Source organism: Enterobacter chuandaensis (assembly GCF_003594915.1).
GTDB classification, from domain to species: Bacteria; Pseudomonadota; Gammaproteobacteria; order Enterobacterales; family Enterobacteriaceae; genus Enterobacter; species Enterobacter chuandaensis.
Window position 1 is genome coordinate 147,185 of record NZ_QZCS01000001.1, and the last position, 18,446, is coordinate 165,630.

19 protein-coding genes are annotated in these 18,446 nt (G+C 53.3%); 6 read left to right on the top strand and 13 right to left on the bottom strand.

All coding sequences use genetic code 11. The annotated features are described in order from the left end of the window. Window positions 1-8 precede the first annotated feature (8 nt). The 3 genes from sufA to D5066_RS00740 form a co-directional block, all read right to left on the bottom strand. Complete coding sequence (gene sufA / locus D5066_RS00730) at window positions 9-377, bottom strand: Fe-S cluster assembly scaffold SufA (protein WP_041910386.1); 369 nt, start codon at window positions 375-377, stop codon at window positions 9-11. 312 nt (window positions 378-689) lie between these two features. Continuing rightward, window positions 690-1,418, bottom strand: a complete 729-nt coding sequence (locus D5066_RS00735) for a MerR family transcriptional regulator (RefSeq protein ID WP_080327357.1) — start codon at window positions 1,416-1,418, stop codon at window positions 690-692. Between the two features lie 191 nt (window positions 1,419-1,609). Further along, the gene (locus D5066_RS00740) at window positions 1,610-2,827 is read right to left on the bottom strand and encodes a diguanylate phosphodiesterase (protein ID WP_119914758.1); all 1,218 of its coding nucleotides are present in this window, start codon (window positions 2,825-2,827) and stop codon (window positions 1,610-1,612) included. A 337-nt stretch (window positions 2,828-3,164) separates the two neighbouring features. On the opposite strand from D5066_RS00740, the gene ycgZ reads away from it, so the two are divergent. The 4 genes from ycgZ (at window position 3,165) to fdhF (ending at window position 6,378) form a co-directional block, all read left to right on the top strand. Continuing rightward, window positions 3,165-3,404, top strand: a complete 240-nt coding sequence (ycgZ, locus tag D5066_RS00745) for a regulatory protein YcgZ (RefSeq protein WP_119914759.1) — start codon at window positions 3,165-3,167, stop codon at window positions 3,402-3,404. A gap of 4 nt (window positions 3,405-3,408) precedes the next feature. Then, on the top strand, window positions 3,409-3,729 hold the full coding sequence (locus D5066_RS00750) for a hypothetical protein (protein ID WP_119914760.1): 321 nt from the start codon (window positions 3,409-3,411) through the stop codon (window positions 3,727-3,729). Window positions 3,730-3,758: 29 nt separating this feature from the next. Further along, a complete protein-coding gene (locus D5066_RS00755) occupies window positions 3,759-4,037 on the top strand; it encodes a biofilm development regulator YmgB/AriR family protein (protein WP_119914761.1) in 279 nt (92 codons plus the stop codon). 190 nt (window positions 4,038-4,227) lie between these two features. Beyond that, on the top strand, window positions 4,228-6,378 hold the full coding sequence (fdhF, locus tag D5066_RS00760; RefSeq protein ID WP_119914762.1) for a formate dehydrogenase subunit alpha: 2,151 nt from the start codon (window positions 4,228-4,230) through the stop codon (window positions 6,376-6,378). Window positions 6,379-6,419: 41 nt separating this feature from the next. Here fdhF and D5066_RS00765 read toward each other — a convergent pair whose 3' ends face one another. The 7 genes from D5066_RS00765 to D5066_RS00795 form a co-directional block, all read right to left on the bottom strand. After that, on the bottom strand, window positions 6,420-6,653 hold the full coding sequence (locus D5066_RS00765; RefSeq protein ID WP_208861673.1) for a hypothetical protein: 234 nt from the start codon (window positions 6,651-6,653) through the stop codon (window positions 6,420-6,422). A gap of 35 nt (window positions 6,654-6,688) precedes the next feature. Then, window positions 6,689-7,330, bottom strand: coding sequence for a LuxR C-terminal-related transcriptional regulator (locus tag D5066_RS00770; RefSeq protein WP_119915025.1), 642 nt, complete (start codon window positions 7,328-7,330; stop codon window positions 6,689-6,691). Between the two features lie 51 nt (window positions 7,331-7,381). Continuing rightward, window positions 7,382-7,894: a fimbrial protein gene (locus tag D5066_RS00775; RefSeq protein ID WP_119915026.1), complete on the bottom strand. Its 513-nt coding sequence runs from the start codon at window positions 7,892-7,894 to the stop codon at window positions 7,382-7,384. Between the two features lie 11 nt (window positions 7,895-7,905). Beyond that, window positions 7,906-8,853: a fimbrial protein gene (locus tag D5066_RS00780; RefSeq protein WP_119914763.1), complete on the bottom strand. Its 948-nt coding sequence runs from the start codon at window positions 8,851-8,853 to the stop codon at window positions 7,906-7,908. Between the two features lie 11 nt (window positions 8,854-8,864). Next, window positions 8,865-11,393 (bottom strand): fimbria/pilus outer membrane usher protein, encoded by a 2,529-nt coding sequence (locus D5066_RS00785; RefSeq protein WP_119914764.1) that lies wholly within the window; start codon window positions 11,391-11,393, stop codon window positions 8,865-8,867. Window positions 11,394-11,439: 46 nt separating this feature from the next. Next, complete coding sequence (locus D5066_RS00790) at window positions 11,440-12,117, bottom strand: fimbrial biogenesis chaperone (protein ID WP_080327366.1); 678 nt, start codon at window positions 12,115-12,117, stop codon at window positions 11,440-11,442. Between the two features lie 79 nt (window positions 12,118-12,196). After that, entirely contained in the window at window positions 12,197-12,727 is a 531-nt protein-coding gene (locus D5066_RS00795) for a fimbrial protein (protein ID WP_045630225.1), read from the bottom strand. Window positions 12,728-13,145: 418 nt separating this feature from the next. Between D5066_RS00795 and D5066_RS00800 the strand changes: the two genes are divergently transcribed. Together D5066_RS00800 and D5066_RS00805 are read left to right on the top strand one after the other, a co-directional pair. Further along, window positions 13,146-13,805 carry a helix-turn-helix domain-containing protein gene (locus D5066_RS00800; RefSeq protein ID WP_119914765.1) on the top strand — a complete coding sequence of 220 codons (660 nt, stop codon included), beginning with the start codon at window positions 13,146-13,148 and terminating at the stop codon, window positions 13,803-13,805. Window positions 13,806-13,874: 69 nt separating this feature from the next. Then, window positions 13,875-14,504, top strand: a complete 630-nt coding sequence (locus tag D5066_RS00805) for a helix-turn-helix domain-containing protein (protein WP_119914766.1) — start codon at window positions 13,875-13,877, stop codon at window positions 14,502-14,504. A gap of 50 nt (window positions 14,505-14,554) precedes the next feature. On the opposite strand, the gene D5066_RS00810 is transcribed toward D5066_RS00805, so the two are convergent. From D5066_RS00810 to ydiJ, 3 genes are all read right to left on the bottom strand, one after another. Further along, window positions 14,555-14,749 (bottom strand): YdiH family protein, encoded by a 195-nt coding sequence (locus D5066_RS00810; protein WP_080327369.1) that lies wholly within the window; start codon window positions 14,747-14,749, stop codon window positions 14,555-14,557. An 85-nt stretch (window positions 14,750-14,834) separates the two neighbouring features. Next, window positions 14,835-15,245, bottom strand: coding sequence for a 1,4-dihydroxy-2-naphthoyl-CoA hydrolase (gene menI / locus D5066_RS00815; protein WP_119914767.1), 411 nt, complete (start codon window positions 15,243-15,245; stop codon window positions 14,835-14,837). Continuing rightward, a complete protein-coding gene (gene ydiJ / locus D5066_RS00820; RefSeq protein ID WP_119914768.1) occupies window positions 15,242-18,298 on the bottom strand; it encodes a D-2-hydroxyglutarate dehydrogenase YdiJ in 3,057 nt (1,018 codons plus the stop codon). The genes menI and ydiJ overlap by 4 nt, the downstream gene beginning before the upstream one ends. Between the last annotated feature and the right edge of the window lie 148 nt (window positions 18,299-18,446).

Consider the following 18,446-nt stretch of genomic DNA (forward strand, 5'->3'; position numbering starts at 1 on the left):
AGTACCGCCTATACCCCAAAGCTTTCGCCGCAGCCGCATTCGTTCTGGGCTTTCGGGTTATGAAATTTGAATAACTGGTTTAAACCTTCCCGCACGTAATCCACTTCGGTTCCGTCGATAAACGGCATGGCCTGCAGCGCGACGTACAGCTTTGCGCCGTCAGTTTCAAACACCAGGTCATCTTTTTCCGGTGCGGTGACGGTATCCAGTACGTAGCCAAAGCCCGCGCAGCCGGTCTGCTTAACGCCTAAGCGCACGCCGAGAATGTCGGGATTTTTTGCCACCAGCTCGTGGATATGCGCCGCCGCCGCAGGCGTGAGCGTTAATCCGCGCCAGGCAAAATCGGCAGGATTGAAGGTTTCTGAATGCAGTTCCATAGGTCCACCTCATCTGATTAGCCATCAGGGCATAACACCATGTTAGTGATAACGATTATCACTTCAACCCTCTGACAGCAGGGGCATTCGGCTAAACCGCCCTTTTTGTCTACTTTTATTAAGCATAGACCCTGTCACAAGATGCGGGCGGGATGGATATAATTGTTCAATGCTTTGAAAAATAATGGCTTATTTCATCAGGCAGGCAGTGGAGAGAGGAAAAGTAAATATGCATCGGAAATGCCTATTTTTAAAATAGCTTTTGTTCAGGAAGTGACAAAAAACAAAAAAGGCCCGCAAGGCCTCTGATAATCAGTGATGGAATGTAACGGTGAAACCCTGTTCACGCCAGTGATCGAGCTGTTCCTGCTGGCGCGGTGTCGGCGATTTTCCGGTCCAGACGAAGATTTTCTGCCCGGGGAACAGTTCGGGACGTGGCGAATCAATTGGCTCCGCCAGTACGTCAATGTGCCAGCCTTTCTGTGCCAGGCGCGCGGCTTCAAGCCACAGATGGGTGCGGTCGTCGCATTCCCAGCCAATAAGCAGCGCATCTTTGCCCGCTTTCTTGCGCGACTCCGCCAGGTTTGCAATCGCGAATTCAATCAGGACGCCGTCCAGCATACTTGCCATGTGGCGCACGGTGTTTTGATCCTGATTCATTCGCTGGCGGACGGGGGAAATAATGTTATCGATCAGCGCATCCATCGGGTGATCCCGGCGGAATTCGCCTATTTTGGCACGCAGTTTAGCCGGGCTGGCATAGCGCAGAACGGTCATCATCTCTTCCTGGAAAGTAGACCAGTTACCCTGAGTCATCACTTCCTTGTTTTCCAGCAAGGCTTTCACTTTTCCGACCGACACGCCGCTCTTCATCAGGCGTTTGATCTCTTCGATACGCAGGATATCTTCATCGTCGAACTGACGATGACCCCCTTCGCTGCGCTGCGGCTTCAACAATCCATAACGGCGCTGCCAGGCACGCAGCGTAACGGGGTTGATACCGCATCGTTCGGCCACTTCGCCGATACTGTAATAGGCCATTAACTCCCTCACGCTCAGAACTTCCATACCTAACTGCACCAACCTTATCAGATTGTACAAACCATTTGTATAACTAAGACCCTATTTTGCACGGGTGGATGGGAGACTCCCCCATCCATCTGTTAATACATTGTTGTATAAAATTTGCCGTTCGTACAGTTAAGAGTGCCGGTTTATGTACAGCTTTATTATTATTCGAACTTTTTCTCTGGCCACGCTATCGCCGGAATGCCGCCATGCCGGGGGCTGGCGAAAAGATGCCCCTGGAACTGGGAAATTCCCGCAGATTCCAGCCACATCCACTCTTCCGCCTTCTCAACACCGACCGCGCAGATCTGAATTTCCAGCGAGGAGCAGCATTTGATAATCGCCTGAATAATGGCTTGTCGGGGACCGCTTTTATGCACGTTCGCCACCAGATCGCGATTAATCTTAATTCGGTCAGGCTGGAACTGGGCCAGCAGCTGAAGCCCGGCAAAGCCGGCGCCAAAGTGATCGATCGTCACGCTGATACCGGCACTTTTTAGCTGCCTGACTGAATCCGTGAACTCATCGAAACGTGAAATGGCTTCACTCTCGGTGAACTCCACAACGATTTGTTCGGGTACAAACCCATTAGCGTCGATGGCGGTAAGCAGAAAATCTACCGCGTTGGGGACGTTAACCAGCGTCATAGGCAGCAGGTTCAAGGATAATGTCTGGTCCTGTAATCCCAGCGTGCAGGCCATAGAGAGCGCCACCCGCTTGCTTTGCAAATCAGATGCATAAACTTCTTCACGCAGGCGGTTGGCAAAATAGGCTCCCGGCGGATCGCCGAACGGGGTGCGGAGAAGCGCCTCCCAGGAGACGACCTGCTGCATAAACGGATCGACGATCGGTTGAAACGCAAAACTGCAATCCGCCCCTTTCGCAACGACCTCAGGCTGTGCCGATAAATCCGTTTCTTCAGTAACAAAATCCCACGAGTCCGCGGGAGGCAGTTCAAAATAGTTGGCCTTCTCGGTGGCCTCGACAAAGGTGCGGAAAAACTGCAGCGGACGGTCGTTATAGGTCAGCTGATAACGCGTTGTGCCCCTGTTGAGCACCTGCTGCAGCACCTCTTCCCTGTCGAACTGGCGCAAATCAAACAGCTCCATGCCGAGGTTGCCAAAGCGCCGGACAGGCCCGTGATCGCGCATCAGCTCAACAACGTTATGGTGGCGCGGGTCGTTACAGATCTGCTCATAGATAGCCGAAACGTGCTCCACCGGTCCTTCCAGCAACTGGAAAAAATGTGTGCCGTTAAACAGCAAGATCCCCGTGACATTGGATTGCCGGTTTTTATGATTTGCAGCAGCGACCATGGTTTCCAGCGCTTTCACCGGAACGTCCTCGCAGATATGACTGCGGTAAATGATGGTTGTGAGCATGCGATTCCTGGGGTTAGGGTTTTGGCCACAAAAGAGGTGGGTAAGGATCATTTATAGCACATTAATTGCCTGACAAATAATTTACATCTCAACCATTTACGGCACTTAATGAACCTTTTTAATGTGCTGTACAACTTAGCAACACCATATCATTTTGTACAATATATCCTGTAGCATTGTCGACGCACAACAAGCCCGCAACAACATGAAAAGAAAGAACTTTATAAAATATATCACAATAAAATTAAAAATCTGTACATTTTTGATGTACAGATTTGGAAATTATGTATACCTTAAATGTAACGTTACTGATTACAAAATTTTACAGGAGCGAAACATGCAGCAGAAAGGTTACGTCACAGATTCCGCAGCAGCGATCGCACAGTACTTCGAAAAAGCCGCGCTTCCTACCCAACAGGAAACGCTGGGTCAGGTGGTGGTTGAGATCCTTAGCGACGGGCGAAACCTTAACCGCAAATCGCTCTGCACTAAACTCTTAAGCCGCCTTGAAAGGGCCAATGGCCCTGAAGAGGAACAGCATTACCACATGCTGCTTGGTTTACTCTTCGAACGATAACGTTATGAATCGTAGTAACGCGGACAAACTGACCGATCAGTTGATTGGCGAAGCTGTACTTTCTCTTTTGAAAGCGCATGGCCCCGTCACAACGGAGGCTCTGGTTCAGCGTCTGCGGGATATGAAAGCACGCGAAAAGGATCCCCGGCGGCGGGAGACACTGGCGAAGGCGATTGCCGACATCGGCTCAAACAGCTTCGCGTTAAAACGTCGCAGAACCGCGCAAGGACGAACGAACAGAGAGGGATCTCTCAATGACAACAGAGACAATGTAGTGCCGTTATTTGGAAATGGAAAACCGTCCGATCCCAAAAAAATACATTGACTGCAATTCAACAGCTACGGTGAGAACAAATGAGACAAAATATTCAGCTTCAACCCGAATACCATTCTGCTTTTTTAGAAAGCGCGCTGTCGGAATATTTCCGCCACGCAGGCGATCGTTTTGCTGAAGAGTCCGTTGTTTTTTCTACTGCAGTACGCTGTGTTCTGGCTTCCGAAGGCCATCTGTCCAATAAAGCCATCATCCTGTGGTTGATTCAGACCCTGGAAGCGACCCACGACGTGGTACAGGCGGATGTGATCCGCAAAACGCTGGAAATCGTCGTCGGTTACACCATGGACGATCTTTAATCTCCCCCCCCTTCAGCAACGGGTAATGTGTCATCGTCAAAACTGACGATGGGTATGACGATGACACCCTCTCTTCCTATAACACCCTGTAAATAAAGCGCGTTAAAAATGGCACGGTTTCTGCTTACTCCCTGTTACGGGACTGGGCTTACCAGTCATTTTGCTTCATTTCTTAACAGGTCTGTTATTGATGAAAAAAATCGCCAGCGTCTGCCCATACTGTGGTGCAGGCTGCAAATTAAACCTTGTCGTTGAGAATAACCGTATCCTCCGGGCCGAAGCGGCGGAGGGCGTCACAAACCAGGGCACCCTGTGTCTGAAAGGTTTTTACGGCTGGGACTTTCTTAACGATACCCGCCTGCTCACTCCTCGCCTGACCCAACCGATGATCCGCTACCGCAAGGGAGAGCCCTTTACCCCTGTAACCTGGGAAGAGGCTATCCGCTACACCGCCCAAAAGCTCAGCAGCATTAAAGCGCAGTTCGGCCCGCGCGCGATCATGACCACCGGGTCATCGCGCGGAACCGGGAATGAAACCAACTACGTGATGCAAAAATTTGCCCGCGCGGTGCTGAATACCAACAACGTCGATTGCTGCGCGCGCGTCTGTCACGGCCCTTCCGTGGCCGGGTTACAGGAGACCATCGGCAACGGCGCAATGAGCAATTCCATCAACGATATTGAACACTCTAAATGCCTGCTGGTCTTTGGCTATAACTGCGCGGATTCCCACCCTATCGTCGCCCGGCGCGTGCTTAAGGCCCGTGAAAACGGCGCGAAAATTATCGTCTGCGACCCGCGCCGCATAGAAACGGCGCGCATTGCCGATCAGCATCTGCAGCTGAAAAACGGTAGCAACATGGCGCTGGTAAACGCCTTTGGCTATGTGCTGCTGGAAGAGGAGCTGTACGACAAGAACTACGTCGCACGGTTTACCGAAGGACTTGAGGCCTATCGCCAGACGGTGAAAGAGTATGCCCCAGAACGCGTAGAACACCTCACCGGCATTCCCGCCCGCGACGTTCGTCAGGCGATGCGCACCTTTGCGGCGGCCCCTTCCGCTACCGTGATGTGGGGAATGGGCGTCACGCAGTTTGGCCAGGCTGTCGATGTGGTCAAGGGACTTTCAAGCCTGGCGCTGCTGACGGGTAACCTTGGCCGCCCTGCCGTCGGCGTCGGGCCGGTGCGCGGGCAAAACAATGTTCAGGGCGCCTGCGATATGGGCGTTCTGCCCAATATGTTCCCCGGCTATCAGGACGTCACGGACCCGGCGGTCAGACAGAAGTTCGCCGACGCCTGGGGGATTGACGTGACTAAGATGGACAATCGCGTCGGGACGCGCATTACCGAGGTGCCTCACCTTGCGCTGGAGGGCAAGATCAAGGCCTACTACATCATGGGGGAAGATCCGCTCCAGACGGAGGCCGATCTTGGCCTGGTCCGCAGCGGGTTTGACGCCCTCGACTTCGTGGTGGTTCAGGACATCTTTATGACCAAAACGGCTGAAGTGGCGGACGTTCTGCTCCCCGCCACCTCCTGGGGCGAACACGGCGGCGTTTTTACCTGCGCCGATCGTGGGTTCCAGCGTTTTGGTAAAGCCATTGAGGCCAGCGGCAACGTTAAGCGCGACTGGGAGATCGTCAGCCTGCTCGCCACCGAGATGGGCTACCCGATGCAGTATGACGATAACCAGCAGATCTGGGACGAGATGCGCGAGCTTTGCCCGCTCTTCTACGGCGTGACGTACGAAAAAATGGGCGAAATGGGGCATGTTCAGTGGCCGTGCCCGACGCTCGATCATCCCGGCACGCCGTACCTGTACAAGAACAATCAGTTCGACACGCCAACCGGCAAGGGGCAACTCTTTGCCGCGCCGTGGCGTGCGCCGGCAGAAATCCCTGATGAGGATTATCCTCTGGTGCTCTGCACGGTGCGCGAGGTGGGGCATTATTCATGCCGCTCGATGACCGGGAATTGCGCCGCGCTACAAAGCCTGGCCGATGAGCCTGGCCGGGTGCAGATGAATCCTGTCGATGCGGATAAGCTGGGCATTACCGACGGTAAGCTGGTCTGGGTGCGTTCGCGCCGGGGTAAGGTTATCTCCCGCGCCAGCATCAGCGAGCGCATCAATGCCGGCGCGGTCTATATGACCTACCAGTGGTGGATTGGCGCCTGCAATGAGCTGACGCAGGATAATCTCGACCCCACCTCCAAAACGCCGGAAACGAAGTATTGCGCGGTGCAGCTGGAAGCGATTGAGGACCAGCGCTGGGCGGAGGATTTCGCGGCGTCGTCTTATCAGACGATGAAAACGCGATTGATTAATGCCGTGAATGTCTGAGGAAAAGAGGCTCACCCGGTGAGCCTCTGGCTTTTATGCGTTTATCCAGTCAGCAGCAGACAGGGTAAATCATCACCACCATTGATTTTTTCAATCGCAAAGTCCATGCGCACGTCACTAGTCTGATTGTGCATGGTCTTTTCTGACAGGCAGGACGACTCGCACAATTTTTGCCACTGCTGATTAATCCCGTCGAATTTTGCGTCCAGCTCAGACGCGTCGTTCAGGCCAGCGACGTCCAGATACGAGGCAATCTCTGCATGCGGGGACAGCACATACTTTTTGCAATTCACAGAATCGAGGGCGCAATTTAGCCGTAATTATTGACCAGATAATCGCGCAGCCGGTTCGGATGGGCATTCTTTTCTACCATCCGGTGAATCAGGGCCATTAGTTCAAAATCGCTGCGCAGGTCGAATTTCTGCATCAGCAGATATTTATGAGTAAAAATGGTTTTATCACTGGTGTTAAGCTTATTCGCAATCTGCCCTACCGATAAGCCGCGGTAAAAATTGACCATAACGCGAATCTGCTGCGGCGATAATATTTTGTGCTGACATTCGTAGCAGCTTTTATTCTTCCAGCGGTAGCCCGGTAATTGCGTGCGATACCATGCGATAAAGAGCGCCTCACTTATCCGATCGAGCGAGGCCCGGCGAGAGATAAAAATCATATCCTGAAAACAGGAGGGAAATGCCGAGAAACGCTGCTCATCATCAACCAGGCCGATCACAATCCCTTTTTTCCGTGCCTGTAGCTCGGGATAACAGGTCAACGTTTCCCCCTGGCATAAAGAGAGAAAAATGATATCCGCGGCACTGACATTTTCCGGCGTAAGTTCAACCTCAAAATGAAGCTGATGTCTGAAATTATGAAAGAAGAACTCCCCCAGAAAACGCTGCAAGCCATCTCGAAAAAATGAATCTGTCTCTTTTATCAGAATATTCAACATTAACGTTACCGACATCTGTCAATCATTAAGAAATATCAACCAACATACTGATTAGTTGTACTGCATCGTCATGACGACGACGGCACTGATGCTCCCCGGCGTTGCGCCGCCCGTGGAAGATCTGACCGATGCCAGCATGGCCATCGTTGCGGTTCTGTCTGCAGAAATAGCTTGCGTAATACTTGTTCCGGTCCCCTTCATTACCCCTGTTGCGGCCTCACTCATCGCAATCGCGACGTTCGTGGCCGAACCGCTGTTCATGTAATAATCCGCCCCGGCGACCGGATCGGGGTTTCCGGTAAAGGAGACCGTCACGCTACGCGTCCCTGCCGGACACTGGGTAAACAGCAGGTTAAATGGTACCGGGTCGGACGATGACCCCGGCGTGGCCATGTTGGATGCCTGAATATTACCGAGGTTAATATCGAGATTGTCATTTCCCCCGTTAAAGATACAGGGAGAAGCAACAATATTTCCGGTGACGCTGACATTAACGCTGTCCGCCGCAAAGATATTGCTGCTGATTAATGTGGCGGCGAGCGCGGCCGTGCGCAGAATATTCATCGTTTTATCCATTACTGATACGTCAAATTTAAGGTTGCAGACGCATTGGCGGTACCGGGTTCGACCGTCGTTTGGGTCTGGTAATAACGCGCCGTTAACGGAAATGCCTGCTGCCCACCCGCAGCGGCATTTAGCGGCAGACGGGTATTTAACGTGAGAGGCGTACCGTTATAGAGTAACTGCACGCCAACCCCTTTTGCCGTGCCGGTATTACCCTGCCCCGTCAGCGCGAGCACGCTCGTTGTTGCCACGTCCGGGTTCTGAATACCGCTGAGCGAAACGTTGACGTTTGCCCCCGGATCGCAGTTCAGACCCAGGTTTTGCGTATTCTGTGCACCCGTCGGCGTGATGCCGACCGTTGAGCCAAAAGCTGCGGCAGAAATATCACCGATGGGAAACGTCAACTGCGGTGTCGTAATGGTGCAGGCCAGCACGTTGATGGTTCCGTCCAGCAGCGTAGCCGTCAGGCCATCATGATAAACACCATCGCTCCCCTGCAGCATAACGACACCCAGTACACCGGGCGTCAGCGAGCCAGAAGCAACGGGGCCGGTAACGACAAGTTCTATTTTGCCGCCCCACCATTCGACATAATTTGTCTGCGCGTTATAAGAAAAAATATAGGTCGGGTTTTCAAAATAATTACCTGATGAAAAGCGCACGCCAATACCGCTTACATTGGTGTTATAAACGTGATTACCGTAAGTACTCAGCGTTGCATTTAGATAACGCATGCTAAATCCGAGCATTAACGGATTGGTACAGCTGCTTAAATAAGATCCGGTGACCGACGCATTTTTTGAAAATAATACCGTGCCCACCGCGACATCACGCTGCACCGTAATTGTGCCAATGGATAACGTGGATTCCTGTGGCGTAATCGTTGTGCAGGTTCCTGCATGAGCACTATTCCAGGCCGCGGTGATACACAGCAGGAACAGGATGTTAAGTATGCGCATTTTTAAAAACCCTAAAGACAATTGACGTTAATTTCTGTAATTCCGCCTGCCGGAGATTGCGGTGAAAGACGGAACGGCGCGCGGCACTGCCGATCGCTTTCCGCTCCCCACGTGACGAATACTGTCCCCTGTGTATCCAGGCCGGTGACGTATACCTGACCTCTGTCGCCAACAATAAAGCTGCTGTTGTCGCTTCCTTTCAGGCTCGCGATTGCGCCAAAGGGAACAAAATGGCCGTTATGCATTAACGTAATTAATGCCCGCCGTCCCACTTTCGCCTGATAGTCGGCCAGGACGATTGCACCGCGCGTCGGTGTTACCGTGCGGGTATTAATATCCAGCTCAACGTCATCCGGCATACTTTCCGGGGCAAGCGTGATGTCATTTTTACGGTACACAGAAAGGTTACTGACCACCGTGTATCCCCGGAAATCTGTTTTTACTCCCGGCTGATTACGGATATCCACATCGTGCGCGCCCGGCGCGCTAATCAGAACGTTAGTCTCCCCCAGGGGCTGAGACAGCGTGATCCCTTCCCTGTGAGCAAGAATGCCCCCCTGCAGACCATAGTTAAGACGCTCGCTGTTTTTGTCGTAGCTGTAGCCCGCCGTCACTTCGCCGTACGTGCCCCTGTAATCCCCGTTCATGTTGCCCGTGTAGCCCACGCCGTCCGACCCGTACCCTTGCTGAACGTTCCAGTTCAGTGCATGGTTTTCCAGCGCCACGCCGTTCAGACCAATATTCTGCGTGGTGCCGTTATTCTTGCTGGCGCTCACGCTATAGTTAGCCCAGGTCTGCGGCAGGAATTTTTCAAGCGGAATGCTGACGTTAAAGGCCAGCAGCTGATCTTTGTCGTAGCGTTTATTGCCGTCATATGAACCCGCGCTGCCGTTTTTACTGTAAGTCCAGGTGAGTCCGTAGCTGATGTTGTGCCAGTAGTTGTTGTAACCCAGGCTGTATGACGCCATCGTTTTGCCCGAATTCCAGTAATCTTCACGGGCCGCGCTTAGCGTCAGCGAGCCAAGATTGCTGCCCAACGTCTGGCTCATCGTGAGTTCGGCACGGTTACGACGACGGTCCTGGAGCGCAGAGCTGTCGCCCCAGGAATCGAGGACCTCCTGCATGCCGTAGTAACCGCTGGTCGAATAGCGGTAGCCCGCAATCGAAAATTGGGTCCCTGTCCCGGCAAAGTTCTTGCTGTATCGCGCACGCCAGGACTGCCCGTTGGATTTTTCTCCCCCCTGCGGGGTTGACCAGGCCTGGGTCATATCCGCAGAAATCGCGCCGAAATCGCCCATATTTTTCCCGATCCCGGTGGCGATCGACTGATATTTGCTCGACTCCTGCAGCCCGCCATACAGCGTGAGGCCATACGGCAGACCATAAATCCCCGTGATTTGGCCAAACGGGGTCTTATCCACGCTGCTGCTGTAAGAACGATACTGCCCTCCGGTCACCGCATACTTCAGGCGTCCTTCGCGCTGCAAAACCGGTAATGAGGCATAAGGCAGCGTGAAATGCTGCTCGCTGCCGTCCGCTTCCTTAATGGTGACATCCAGATCGCCCGCGCCACCGGTGGGATACATATCGGTAATTTCAAAGGCGCCTGGCGCGACATAGGTCTGGTAAATCTGATAGCCATTCTGGCGAACAATGACCTGAGCATTGGTGCGCGCAATCCCACGCACGACGGGCGCATAGCCTTTGAGCGAATCCGGGAGCATGTCGTCATCTGAAGCCAGCTGTCCGCCGCGAAACGGCATACTGTCGAACACGTCGGCGGGTGCGGAGCTGTCACCCAGGGTGAGTTCGGCCCTGAACGGAATAATGGCCCGCTGAGCATAGGTGTAGACGGTATCCCATTTATCGTGCCCGTTCTCATCACGCGACCAGGTGGTGTAATTGCGCAGTCGCCATGGCCCAACGTTGAGGCCTGGACGTAAGTTGGCATACTGGCTGCTGCTGTTTTTACTCTCACTCTGTTTCGCCCAGCTGTTGGCTCCGCTCAGGCTGTAATTAAGCATCGCGGCGGTGATCCCCTCATCCCACTGTTCTGGCGGGACATACCCTCTGGCAGGCAGGTCGATCGCGGCCTGAGGAATGCTGATAACAAGCCGCTGTGCGCCAAACTGAAAATCCGCAGTGGCATGAGGAATTGCCTGCAGGTTGACGCAGGATGTGCTTTCAACCGCCAGGTTAGGAAACAGCGCCGTTTTGACGCCCCATTTTTTTAGCTGATCCATGCTCAGACAGGGCTGCAGGCTATCGTTTTCCTGCCCGTCTTTCCCGGCAACAAAATCAATATCGCTGGTCTCAATAAGCTGGTCGTCAAGGATGATGTCAACATGGTATTTCCCTGGTGCCTGCGAACCTGATTCAAACGCAGATAAATCGGCTTTACCCATTCCCGGATTATCCAGCTCCACCAGATCGGCGTTAAAGGAATCACGGGCGTTAACCACGGGTATTGCATTCGCCAGCGCGAAGGCAATACACATTGCCAGACGCGCGGGCTGCATTTTTATATTTTTCGTTGCCATCATCATAAACCTGACTCGATATTGAGGATGCCGCTTTTTTCAGGAACTAAAAGCTGGCCTGATGTATTATTCCCGGGCTGCCATAGTCGTTAATCACTTTGAATACGATCTGATTGCCATTGACGCCTGGGGGTAAGCGAAATGCTGCCACTGCACCAGGCGCAACCCAGGAAACATCCTCCAGCTTTTTACCGCCGACGCTTATTTCATTAAAGTTGATCACATACGGTGTAGGGTTGGTGACCTGAAGGTTATTTCCACTACGAGACCAGGTTAATTTATTCGCCTGCTCTTCCGGCGTTGACGCCTTCAGGCTTGTCGGGCGATAAATAAGCTTGATGCGTGTTTTAACGGCAATTTGCAACGAGTTTGCCTGTTTGCTCGCTGAAGGTATCGCTTTAATATTTAACCAGAAGAGGCTTTCTTTATCCTGCGGCAGTGAGCCCGAGAGTAAAATACGTTCAATATTTTGCTGGCCGCCGTTCAGTCTGTACAAAGGTGGCGTGACGATAAAAGGTGCTTTATTAGCATTACCCTCTGGCATGTCGACCCAGGACTGGATTAAATAAGGGGCGGTATCCGCATTATTTACACTGATGGACGCCTCTTTCTTCCCGCCATCAAAAATTACGCGAGTGCCACCAATAATAACCCCGGCATAAGCGTGCGAAACAGATGCAGTAATAACCGCCGCGCTCAGCAGGGTTTTGCTAATAAAATTCATTTTGGACCTCTTAAAACAAGGGGGCAGTTTATGCCCCCGCGCAGCGCCTCGCGGAGCTGACTCTTGTTCTGCTTAATGACTAGTTGTAAACAACGGAGAAGTTAGCGACGGAGTTTGCAGGACCGGCCGTTACCGATGCCGCCGTTGAAATATACTGTGCGTAGAAATTCAGCGTATTGTCAGCGGTGCTGCTCAGTACATAGTTGTAGCCGTTGCTGCCGTGCAATGGCAGATCGGCTTTATCAGCGGTCATCAAATTAATGGCGACACCCGTTGCCGCACCGGCGACAGAGGTATCAATCGCCAGCAGATCGGCATTAGTCAGATCGGGCGTACCGTCAAAACGAACTTTAGCACTGGTGACCGTAACCGGGCAGTTCTTCAGAATAATATCGAATTTCGTTGCCGCCGTTCTGGAACCCGTCGTCGGGAATTCTGTTTTATAATAATCACCTAATACGACCACCTGGTTTTGAGAGGCTACCGCCACGTCACAGGCTGAATCCAGGATGTTACCATTAAAATTAACGGTTCCTGCGGCGGCGAGAGCATTGCCCATCATTAAGGCTGAACCCGTCGCAACCATCGCTAAAATAATACTCTTTTTCATAATGTTCATTTTCCTGTTTACGGGATAACTTTATTTATTATTGAAATTCAAGCAGCAGAAGACCGATAAAAGAATCGCTAAGGGTTCTTTTATTTTTCGCTGAATGGCTTAAGGTCTTCCTGACTGACTGGTCAAAATTTATATAATCATTTTAATGAATACAACTTTTAGATGGTCTAGCTGTAGACTCTGATTTAACGAAAATTCAACATTTGCGTCAGGAAATTCTTATCTGGTATTGCAGAAGTCTATTATTAGACCTTGCACGCTTTTTCTTTCTATTCAAATAGTTAGTTTTCGAAGGGTGCCCGGTCTACTTTTAGACCTCACCAGAATATTCCCTGAGTTCTTCATTTTTAAGATAATTCTCTTTGCCGATCAAAAATTGATCACACAAGAAGTCGATGTGAGGTATCTTATGAATACACGTTTAACCACCCCACTGAATAATTATCAATCCTCAGTTCTGGATTTAAAGCCGTTCGCCGATATCGACGCCCTGATTAAACATGTGCTGCCAGCCGCCAGCAGAATGATCATCGGTCGGGGGGAGACGGTACATTATTATAAAGATGATGTTCGGCAGTGTTTTTTGTTAATCCAGGGCAGCGTGGCGCTTCACCGTCGCGGCGACGGTATTGTGTTAAATTCTGAATCTGCGCCGTTTATTCTGGGCGTCAGCAGCCAGTTTTCCTCTGAGCACCTGTATGTCAGGGCGCTGGAGACTGCCGAGATCGCGCGCGTGTCGCTGGAGAGTTTCAACCAAATTGTGTCGAAGCATGATTTATGGGAGCACTTCTCAAAGCTGCTTATTTATACCGCCTCGCGTGTGTACGAGCATTGCGCACAAATATCGCAAATGTCCGCTTACGATATCATCCGCTTCCAGCTTGTTGAACTGATGCAGGAGCCGGACGCCATACGGCAAAATACAACGGCGGCGGCCTACATCAAAAGCCGGACGTATCTTTCGCGCAGCGGAATTATGCGAATCCTGGCGGAACTGCGGAACGGGAAGTACATCACCATGGAGCGCGGCGTGCTGCTTGAAATCCACCATCTGCCACGAAAATATTAAGCGGCCCCGTGCCTGTGCCCGCGAGAGACGCTATAATTAGCCAGGTTATTTTTAAGGTTACCGGCTACCATGTCCCGTCCAGAAACGTCTCACCGTGGCTCGCCCTACGCACAAGAGCTTATTTCTTATTTACTGCCTGAATGTACAACACGAAGAACCGCTCGCGGCGAGCGGCTTGACCTTCAAATCAACGGTCAGGGAATGTGCTATTTAATTCTTGAGGGGACGATCGCCATCTACAGAAGAAGCGACGATATGATGCTCTCCACGGCCCGCAGCCCCGCCCTCTTCGGCCTCGCGAACCTCACTGATATCTATTTCAATGATTATCTCAAGACCGTTACCCCGTGCCTGATAGGCACGCTCACCACCGAACGCGTGAATGAGATTATTAAAGAAAAAGCGCTGTGGGGGCTGCTCTCAAAACAGCTTATGTTTGTATACAACCGTCTGTATAACAACGTCATGCCGCAGGGCGCACCGACGGCGTACGAGATGATTCGCCAGCAGTTGATAAAACTGATGGATGAAGATGAAAGCTATCGCGAAAGCGTGACGGCGGAAAGGTATATCAGGGAGAAAACCCAGCTCTCCCGCAGCGGTGTAATGCGTATTCTGGCGGATTTAAAAACCGGTGGGTTTATCGAAATAGAAGACGGGCGGCTCATCAAAATCAACAAACTTCCCGCCCGTTACTGAATTGCGGGCACAAAAAAGGCCGCTCAGGCGGCCTTCTCAACAACACTCACTTAATGGACGTGAACGCCCAACCGCCAGGCAAAGTAAATCTCTTCTCGTAACTCATTTGAAGAGAGCGCCAGCAGATCCGTGAACTCCAGCTCAAGCTGTTTCAGCTTTTTCAGGTACTGCGCCGGAGACAGGTTGCTCTTATCGCGACGTAAATATTCAATTGCCAGCTGTGTTGGGGTTATTTCAGTATCCATGATGTCCTCGCTTATGTACAAATCCTGACCAGTATATCACAACACACTGGCTAGTTTTTGACCAAGGGCAATTCATCTGAAAACTTTACACGACCGCCGTCGTCAGACGCGACGAGCAACACAGGCGATCCTGCTCGTCGAGTATATCGATCTGCCATACCTGGTGGCGGCTACCGGCGTGCAGCGCGCGGCAGACACCGCGAACGCGCCCGCTGCGCACCGAGCGAATGTGGTTAGCGTTCACCTCAAGCCCGACAACCTTCTGCTCGCCTTCGGTGCAGAGATATCCCGCAACGGAGCCAAGGGTTTCAGCCAGCACGACGGATGCCCCGCCGTGCAAGAGGCCAAACGGCTGGTGGGTGCGGCTATCGACAGGCATCGTCGCCTCCAGATCGTCTTCCCCGATACGGGTGAACTGGATATCCAGCAGCCCCACCATATTTCCCTCGCCCATGGCATTCAGCGCCTGCAGCGTGACGGCACGTTTCCAGATCATCCGATTATCTCCAGTAAAGCCTGTAATGGGTGGCGTACGCCGTTACCCTCTACCCGTTTCACCTGGCTGCGGCAGGAGTAGCCCGTCGCCAGACAGCGGTTGCGCGGCAAACGCTGCATCGCCTGATGCCACGAGAGCTCATAGATGCCGAGCGAGTTGGCGTGGTTTTTCACTTCGTGGCCGTAGGTGCCCGCCATACCGCAGCAGCCCACGCTGACGCTCTCCAGCTTCGCACCGAAACGCGCAAAAATAGACGCCCACTGTGCCGGCGCGCCGGGCAGCGCCGTCACTTCGGTGCAGTGGCCGAACAGATACCACGACTCACCGCTAACCTCCTGAATGGCTTTCTCTTCAAGCGCCGCAGGCAGCCACTCGTGAACCAGCATGACGTGGAAATCGCCGCGCTTTTCACCCAGCGTCTGCTTGTATTCATCGCGATAGCAGAGCACCAGCGCCGGATCGACGCCGACCATCGGCAGCCCAAGCCCGGCGACCCGGTTGAGAAAATCAGCGGTTTTTTGCGCCGTTTTCGCAAAGCGGTTCAGGAAGCCCTTAATGTGCTGCGCCTTGCCGTTTGGCGAGAACGGCAGCACCACGGGCTGATACCCCAGTTTTTCAGCCAGGCGGATGAAGTCAGCGACCACCTGGGCATCGTAGTAGCTGGTAAACGGATCCTGAACCACCAGCACCACATTCGCTTTTTGCTCAGGGGTCAGTGCCTCAAGCTGTTCGAGGGTCATGTTCGCCGAGCGGTGGCCGACGAGCTGTCGCTGCAGCGACGGCACCGACAGCAGCGGCAGATCGACCATACCGATATGCTTTTCGGAAAGCTTGCGCACCAGCGGCTGATTGATAAAGAAGTTGAACGTCTTCGGCGCGCGCGCCATCAGCGGCGCATAGCTTTCTACCGTCGCCACCAGATGGTCGCGCACCGGGCGCAGATAGCGGGTGTGGTAAAGCTGCAGGAAGCGCGAACGGAACTCCGGCACGTCAATTTTAATCGGGCACTGGGTGGAGCAGGCTTTGCAGGCCAGGCAGCCGGACATCGCCTCTTTCACCTCGTGGGAAAAATCATACTCGCCCTTGCTGGCATGCCAGCTGTTGCGGGAGCGTTCAATCAGCGAACGCAGGCTGGCCCGTTTTTCCGGCAACGCCTGCTCCAGCTTGAGCGGATCGACGCCACGGTCGGCAAGCAGGCGCAGCCACTCGCGTACCAGCGTCGCGCGCCCTTTCGGCGAGTGTATGCGGTTGCTGGTGATCTTCATCGACGGGCACATCGGGCTTTTCGCGTCGAAGTTAAAGCACAGGCCGTTGCCGTTACACTCCATCGCGCCGCGCCAGGAGGCGCGCACCGCAATCGGGATCTGTCTGTCATACGTGCCGCGCTTGACGGCATCAACCTGAAGCATCGGGGCATCCACGCCTTCAGGCGGGCAAATTTTTCCCGGATTGAGGCGGTTATCCGGGTCGAATGCCGCTTTCACCTTGCGCAGCTCTGCATAAAGCTGTTCGCCGAAGAACGCCGGGCTGTATTCCGCGCGGAACCCTTTCCCGTGCTCCCCCCACAGCAGACCGCCATATTTGGCGGTTAAGGCCACCACGTCGTCGGAGATCTGCTTCATCAGGATCTCCTGCTGCGGGTCGCACATGTCCAGCGCCGGACGCACGTGCAGCACACCGGCGTCGACGTGGCCGAACATGCCATAGCTCAGGCCGTGGCTGTCCAGCAGGGCGCGAAACTCCACGATATAATCCGCCAGATGCTCAGGCGGCACGCAGGTATCTTCGGCAAACGGAATCGGCTTCGCCGCCCCTTTCGCATTGCCGAGCAGGCCCACCGCTTTTTTACGCATCGCGTAAATACGTTCGATACCGGCCAGATCGTTACACAGCTGCCAGCCAATCACGCCCCCTTCGCCCTGCGCAATCCGCTCATCCAGACGCTGGCAAAGCGTCGTCACCTGGCGCTCAATCAGTTCGGCGTCATCACCGGCAAACTCCACGATGTTGAGGCCGAGCATCTCTTTATCCGGCACGTCGGTAATCAGATCGCTTACGGAGTGCCAGACGATATCTTCCCGCGCCAGGTTGAGCACTTTAGAGTCGACGGTTTCCACCGACAGCGCCTGCGCGTCAACCATAAACGGGGCATTGCGCAGCGCAGAGTCGAAGGAGTCGTATTTGACGTTCACCAGGCGACGCACCTTCGGCAGGCGGGTGATATCCAGCCGCGCCTCGGTAATAAACGCCAGCGTCCCTTCGGAGCCGGTCAGCACGCGGGTTAAATCAAACTGGGTCAGGTCGTCATTAAAGACGTGGCGCAGATCGTAGCCCGTTAAGAAGCGGTTCAGTTTCGGGAATTTGTCGAGGATCAGCTGGCGGTTATCGCGGCAGCGTTCCAGCACGGTGCGGTAGATGCGCCCGCTGGCGGTATTGTCTTTACCCAGCGTTTCCGCCAGTTCAACCGGCATCGGCTGCGTATCAAGGATATCACCGCCCAGCAGAACTGCACGCACGCCAAGGACGTGATCGGAGGTTTTGCCGTAGACCAGCGACCCCTGCCCGGAGGCATCGGTGTTGATCATCCCCCCGATGGTTGCACGGTTGCTGGTGGAGAGTTCAGGGGCAAAAAAGTAGCCGTAAGGCTTGAGGTACTGATTAAGCTGATCTTTGATGACGCCCGCTTCGACCCGCACCCACCCCTCTTCAGGGTTGATCTCAATGATGCGATTCATATAGCGCGACATATCAATGATGATGCCCTGGTTCAGCGCCTGACCGTTGGTCCCGGTGCCACCGCCGCGCGGCGTAAAGACCAGCGAGGCGAACCGCTCCTGCGTTGCCAGCCGGGCGATGAGCGCCACGTCGGCCGTTGAACGAGGGAAAACGACCGCATCGGGAAGAAGCTGGTAGATACTGTTATCGGTTGCCATCGTTAGCCTGTCGGCATAGTTCGTGGCGGTATCACCTGTAAAACCCTGTTGCTCCAGTGCCTGCAAAAAATTAAGCACCAGCTGAACGACGCCAGGTGCCTGAGAAATCTGTGGGATCATGACTGTCGACCCTAATTAGAGTTGTATGAAATCGTTTGCGTGTATCTTAAAAGTTTTATCACATTTTTTTCTTATAATCTCTGCTGAATTACAGGCAGAATTCGCCTGTCAAAAACCGCTGACATCACTAATGATTAGAGAGACGCGG

What these genes read in the sequence shown, in the direction of transcription:
- D5066_RS00750 (WP_119914760.1), top strand. Translation starts at nt 3,409, where the DNA reads ATGAATCGTAGTAACGCGGACAAACTGACCGATCAGTTGATTGGCGAA.
- D5066_RS00790 (WP_080327366.1), bottom strand. Translation starts at nt 12,117, where the DNA reads ATGAATTTTATTAGCAAAACCCTGCTGAGCGCGGCGGTTATTACTGCA.
- D5066_RS00755 (WP_119914761.1), top strand. Translation starts at nt 3,759, where the DNA reads ATGAGACAAAATATTCAGCTTCAACCCGAATACCATTCTGCTTTTTTA.
- menI (WP_119914767.1), bottom strand. Translation starts at nt 15,245, where the DNA reads ATGATCTGGAAACGTGCCGTCACGCTGCAGGCGCTGAATGCCATGGGC.
- D5066_RS00735 (WP_080327357.1), bottom strand. Translation starts at nt 1,418, where the DNA reads ATGGCCTATTACAGTATCGGCGAAGTGGCCGAACGATGCGGTATCAAC.
- D5066_RS00740 (WP_119914758.1), bottom strand. Translation starts at nt 2,827, where the DNA reads ATGCTCACAACCATCATTTACCGCAGTCATATCTGCGAGGACGTTCCG.
- D5066_RS00800 (WP_119914765.1), top strand. Translation starts at nt 13,146, where the DNA reads ATGAATACACGTTTAACCACCCCACTGAATAATTATCAATCCTCAGTT.
- fdhF (WP_119914762.1), top strand. Translation starts at nt 4,228, where the DNA reads ATGAAAAAAATCGCCAGCGTCTGCCCATACTGTGGTGCAGGCTGCAAA.
- sufA (WP_041910386.1), bottom strand. Translation starts at nt 377, where the DNA reads ATGGAACTGCATTCAGAAACCTTCAATCCTGCCGATTTTGCCTGGCGC.
- D5066_RS00785 (WP_119914764.1), bottom strand. Translation starts at nt 11,393, where the DNA reads ATGGCAACGAAAAATATAAAAATGCAGCCCGCGCGTCTGGCAATGTGT.
- ycgZ (WP_119914759.1), top strand. Translation starts at nt 3,165, where the DNA reads ATGCAGCAGAAAGGTTACGTCACAGATTCCGCAGCAGCGATCGCACAG.
- D5066_RS00780 (WP_119914763.1), bottom strand. Translation starts at nt 8,853, where the DNA reads ATGCGCATACTTAACATCCTGTTCCTGCTGTGTATCACCGCGGCCTGG.
- D5066_RS00795 (WP_045630225.1), bottom strand. Translation starts at nt 12,727, where the DNA reads ATGAAAAAGAGTATTATTTTAGCGATGGTTGCGACGGGTTCAGCCTTA.
- ydiJ (WP_119914768.1), bottom strand. Translation starts at nt 18,298, where the DNA reads ATGATCCCACAGATTTCTCAGGCACCTGGCGTCGTTCAGCTGGTGCTT.
- D5066_RS00805 (WP_119914766.1), top strand. Translation starts at nt 13,875, where the DNA reads ATGTCCCGTCCAGAAACGTCTCACCGTGGCTCGCCCTACGCACAAGAG.
- D5066_RS00770 (WP_119915025.1), bottom strand. Translation starts at nt 7,330, where the DNA reads ATGTTGAATATTCTGATAAAAGAGACAGATTCATTTTTTCGAGATGGC.
- D5066_RS00810 (WP_080327369.1), bottom strand. Translation starts at nt 14,749, where the DNA reads ATGGATACTGAAATAACCCCAACACAGCTGGCAATTGAATATTTACGT.
- D5066_RS00775 (WP_119915026.1), bottom strand. Translation starts at nt 7,894, where the DNA reads ATGAATATTCTGCGCACGGCCGCGCTCGCCGCCACATTAATCAGCAGC.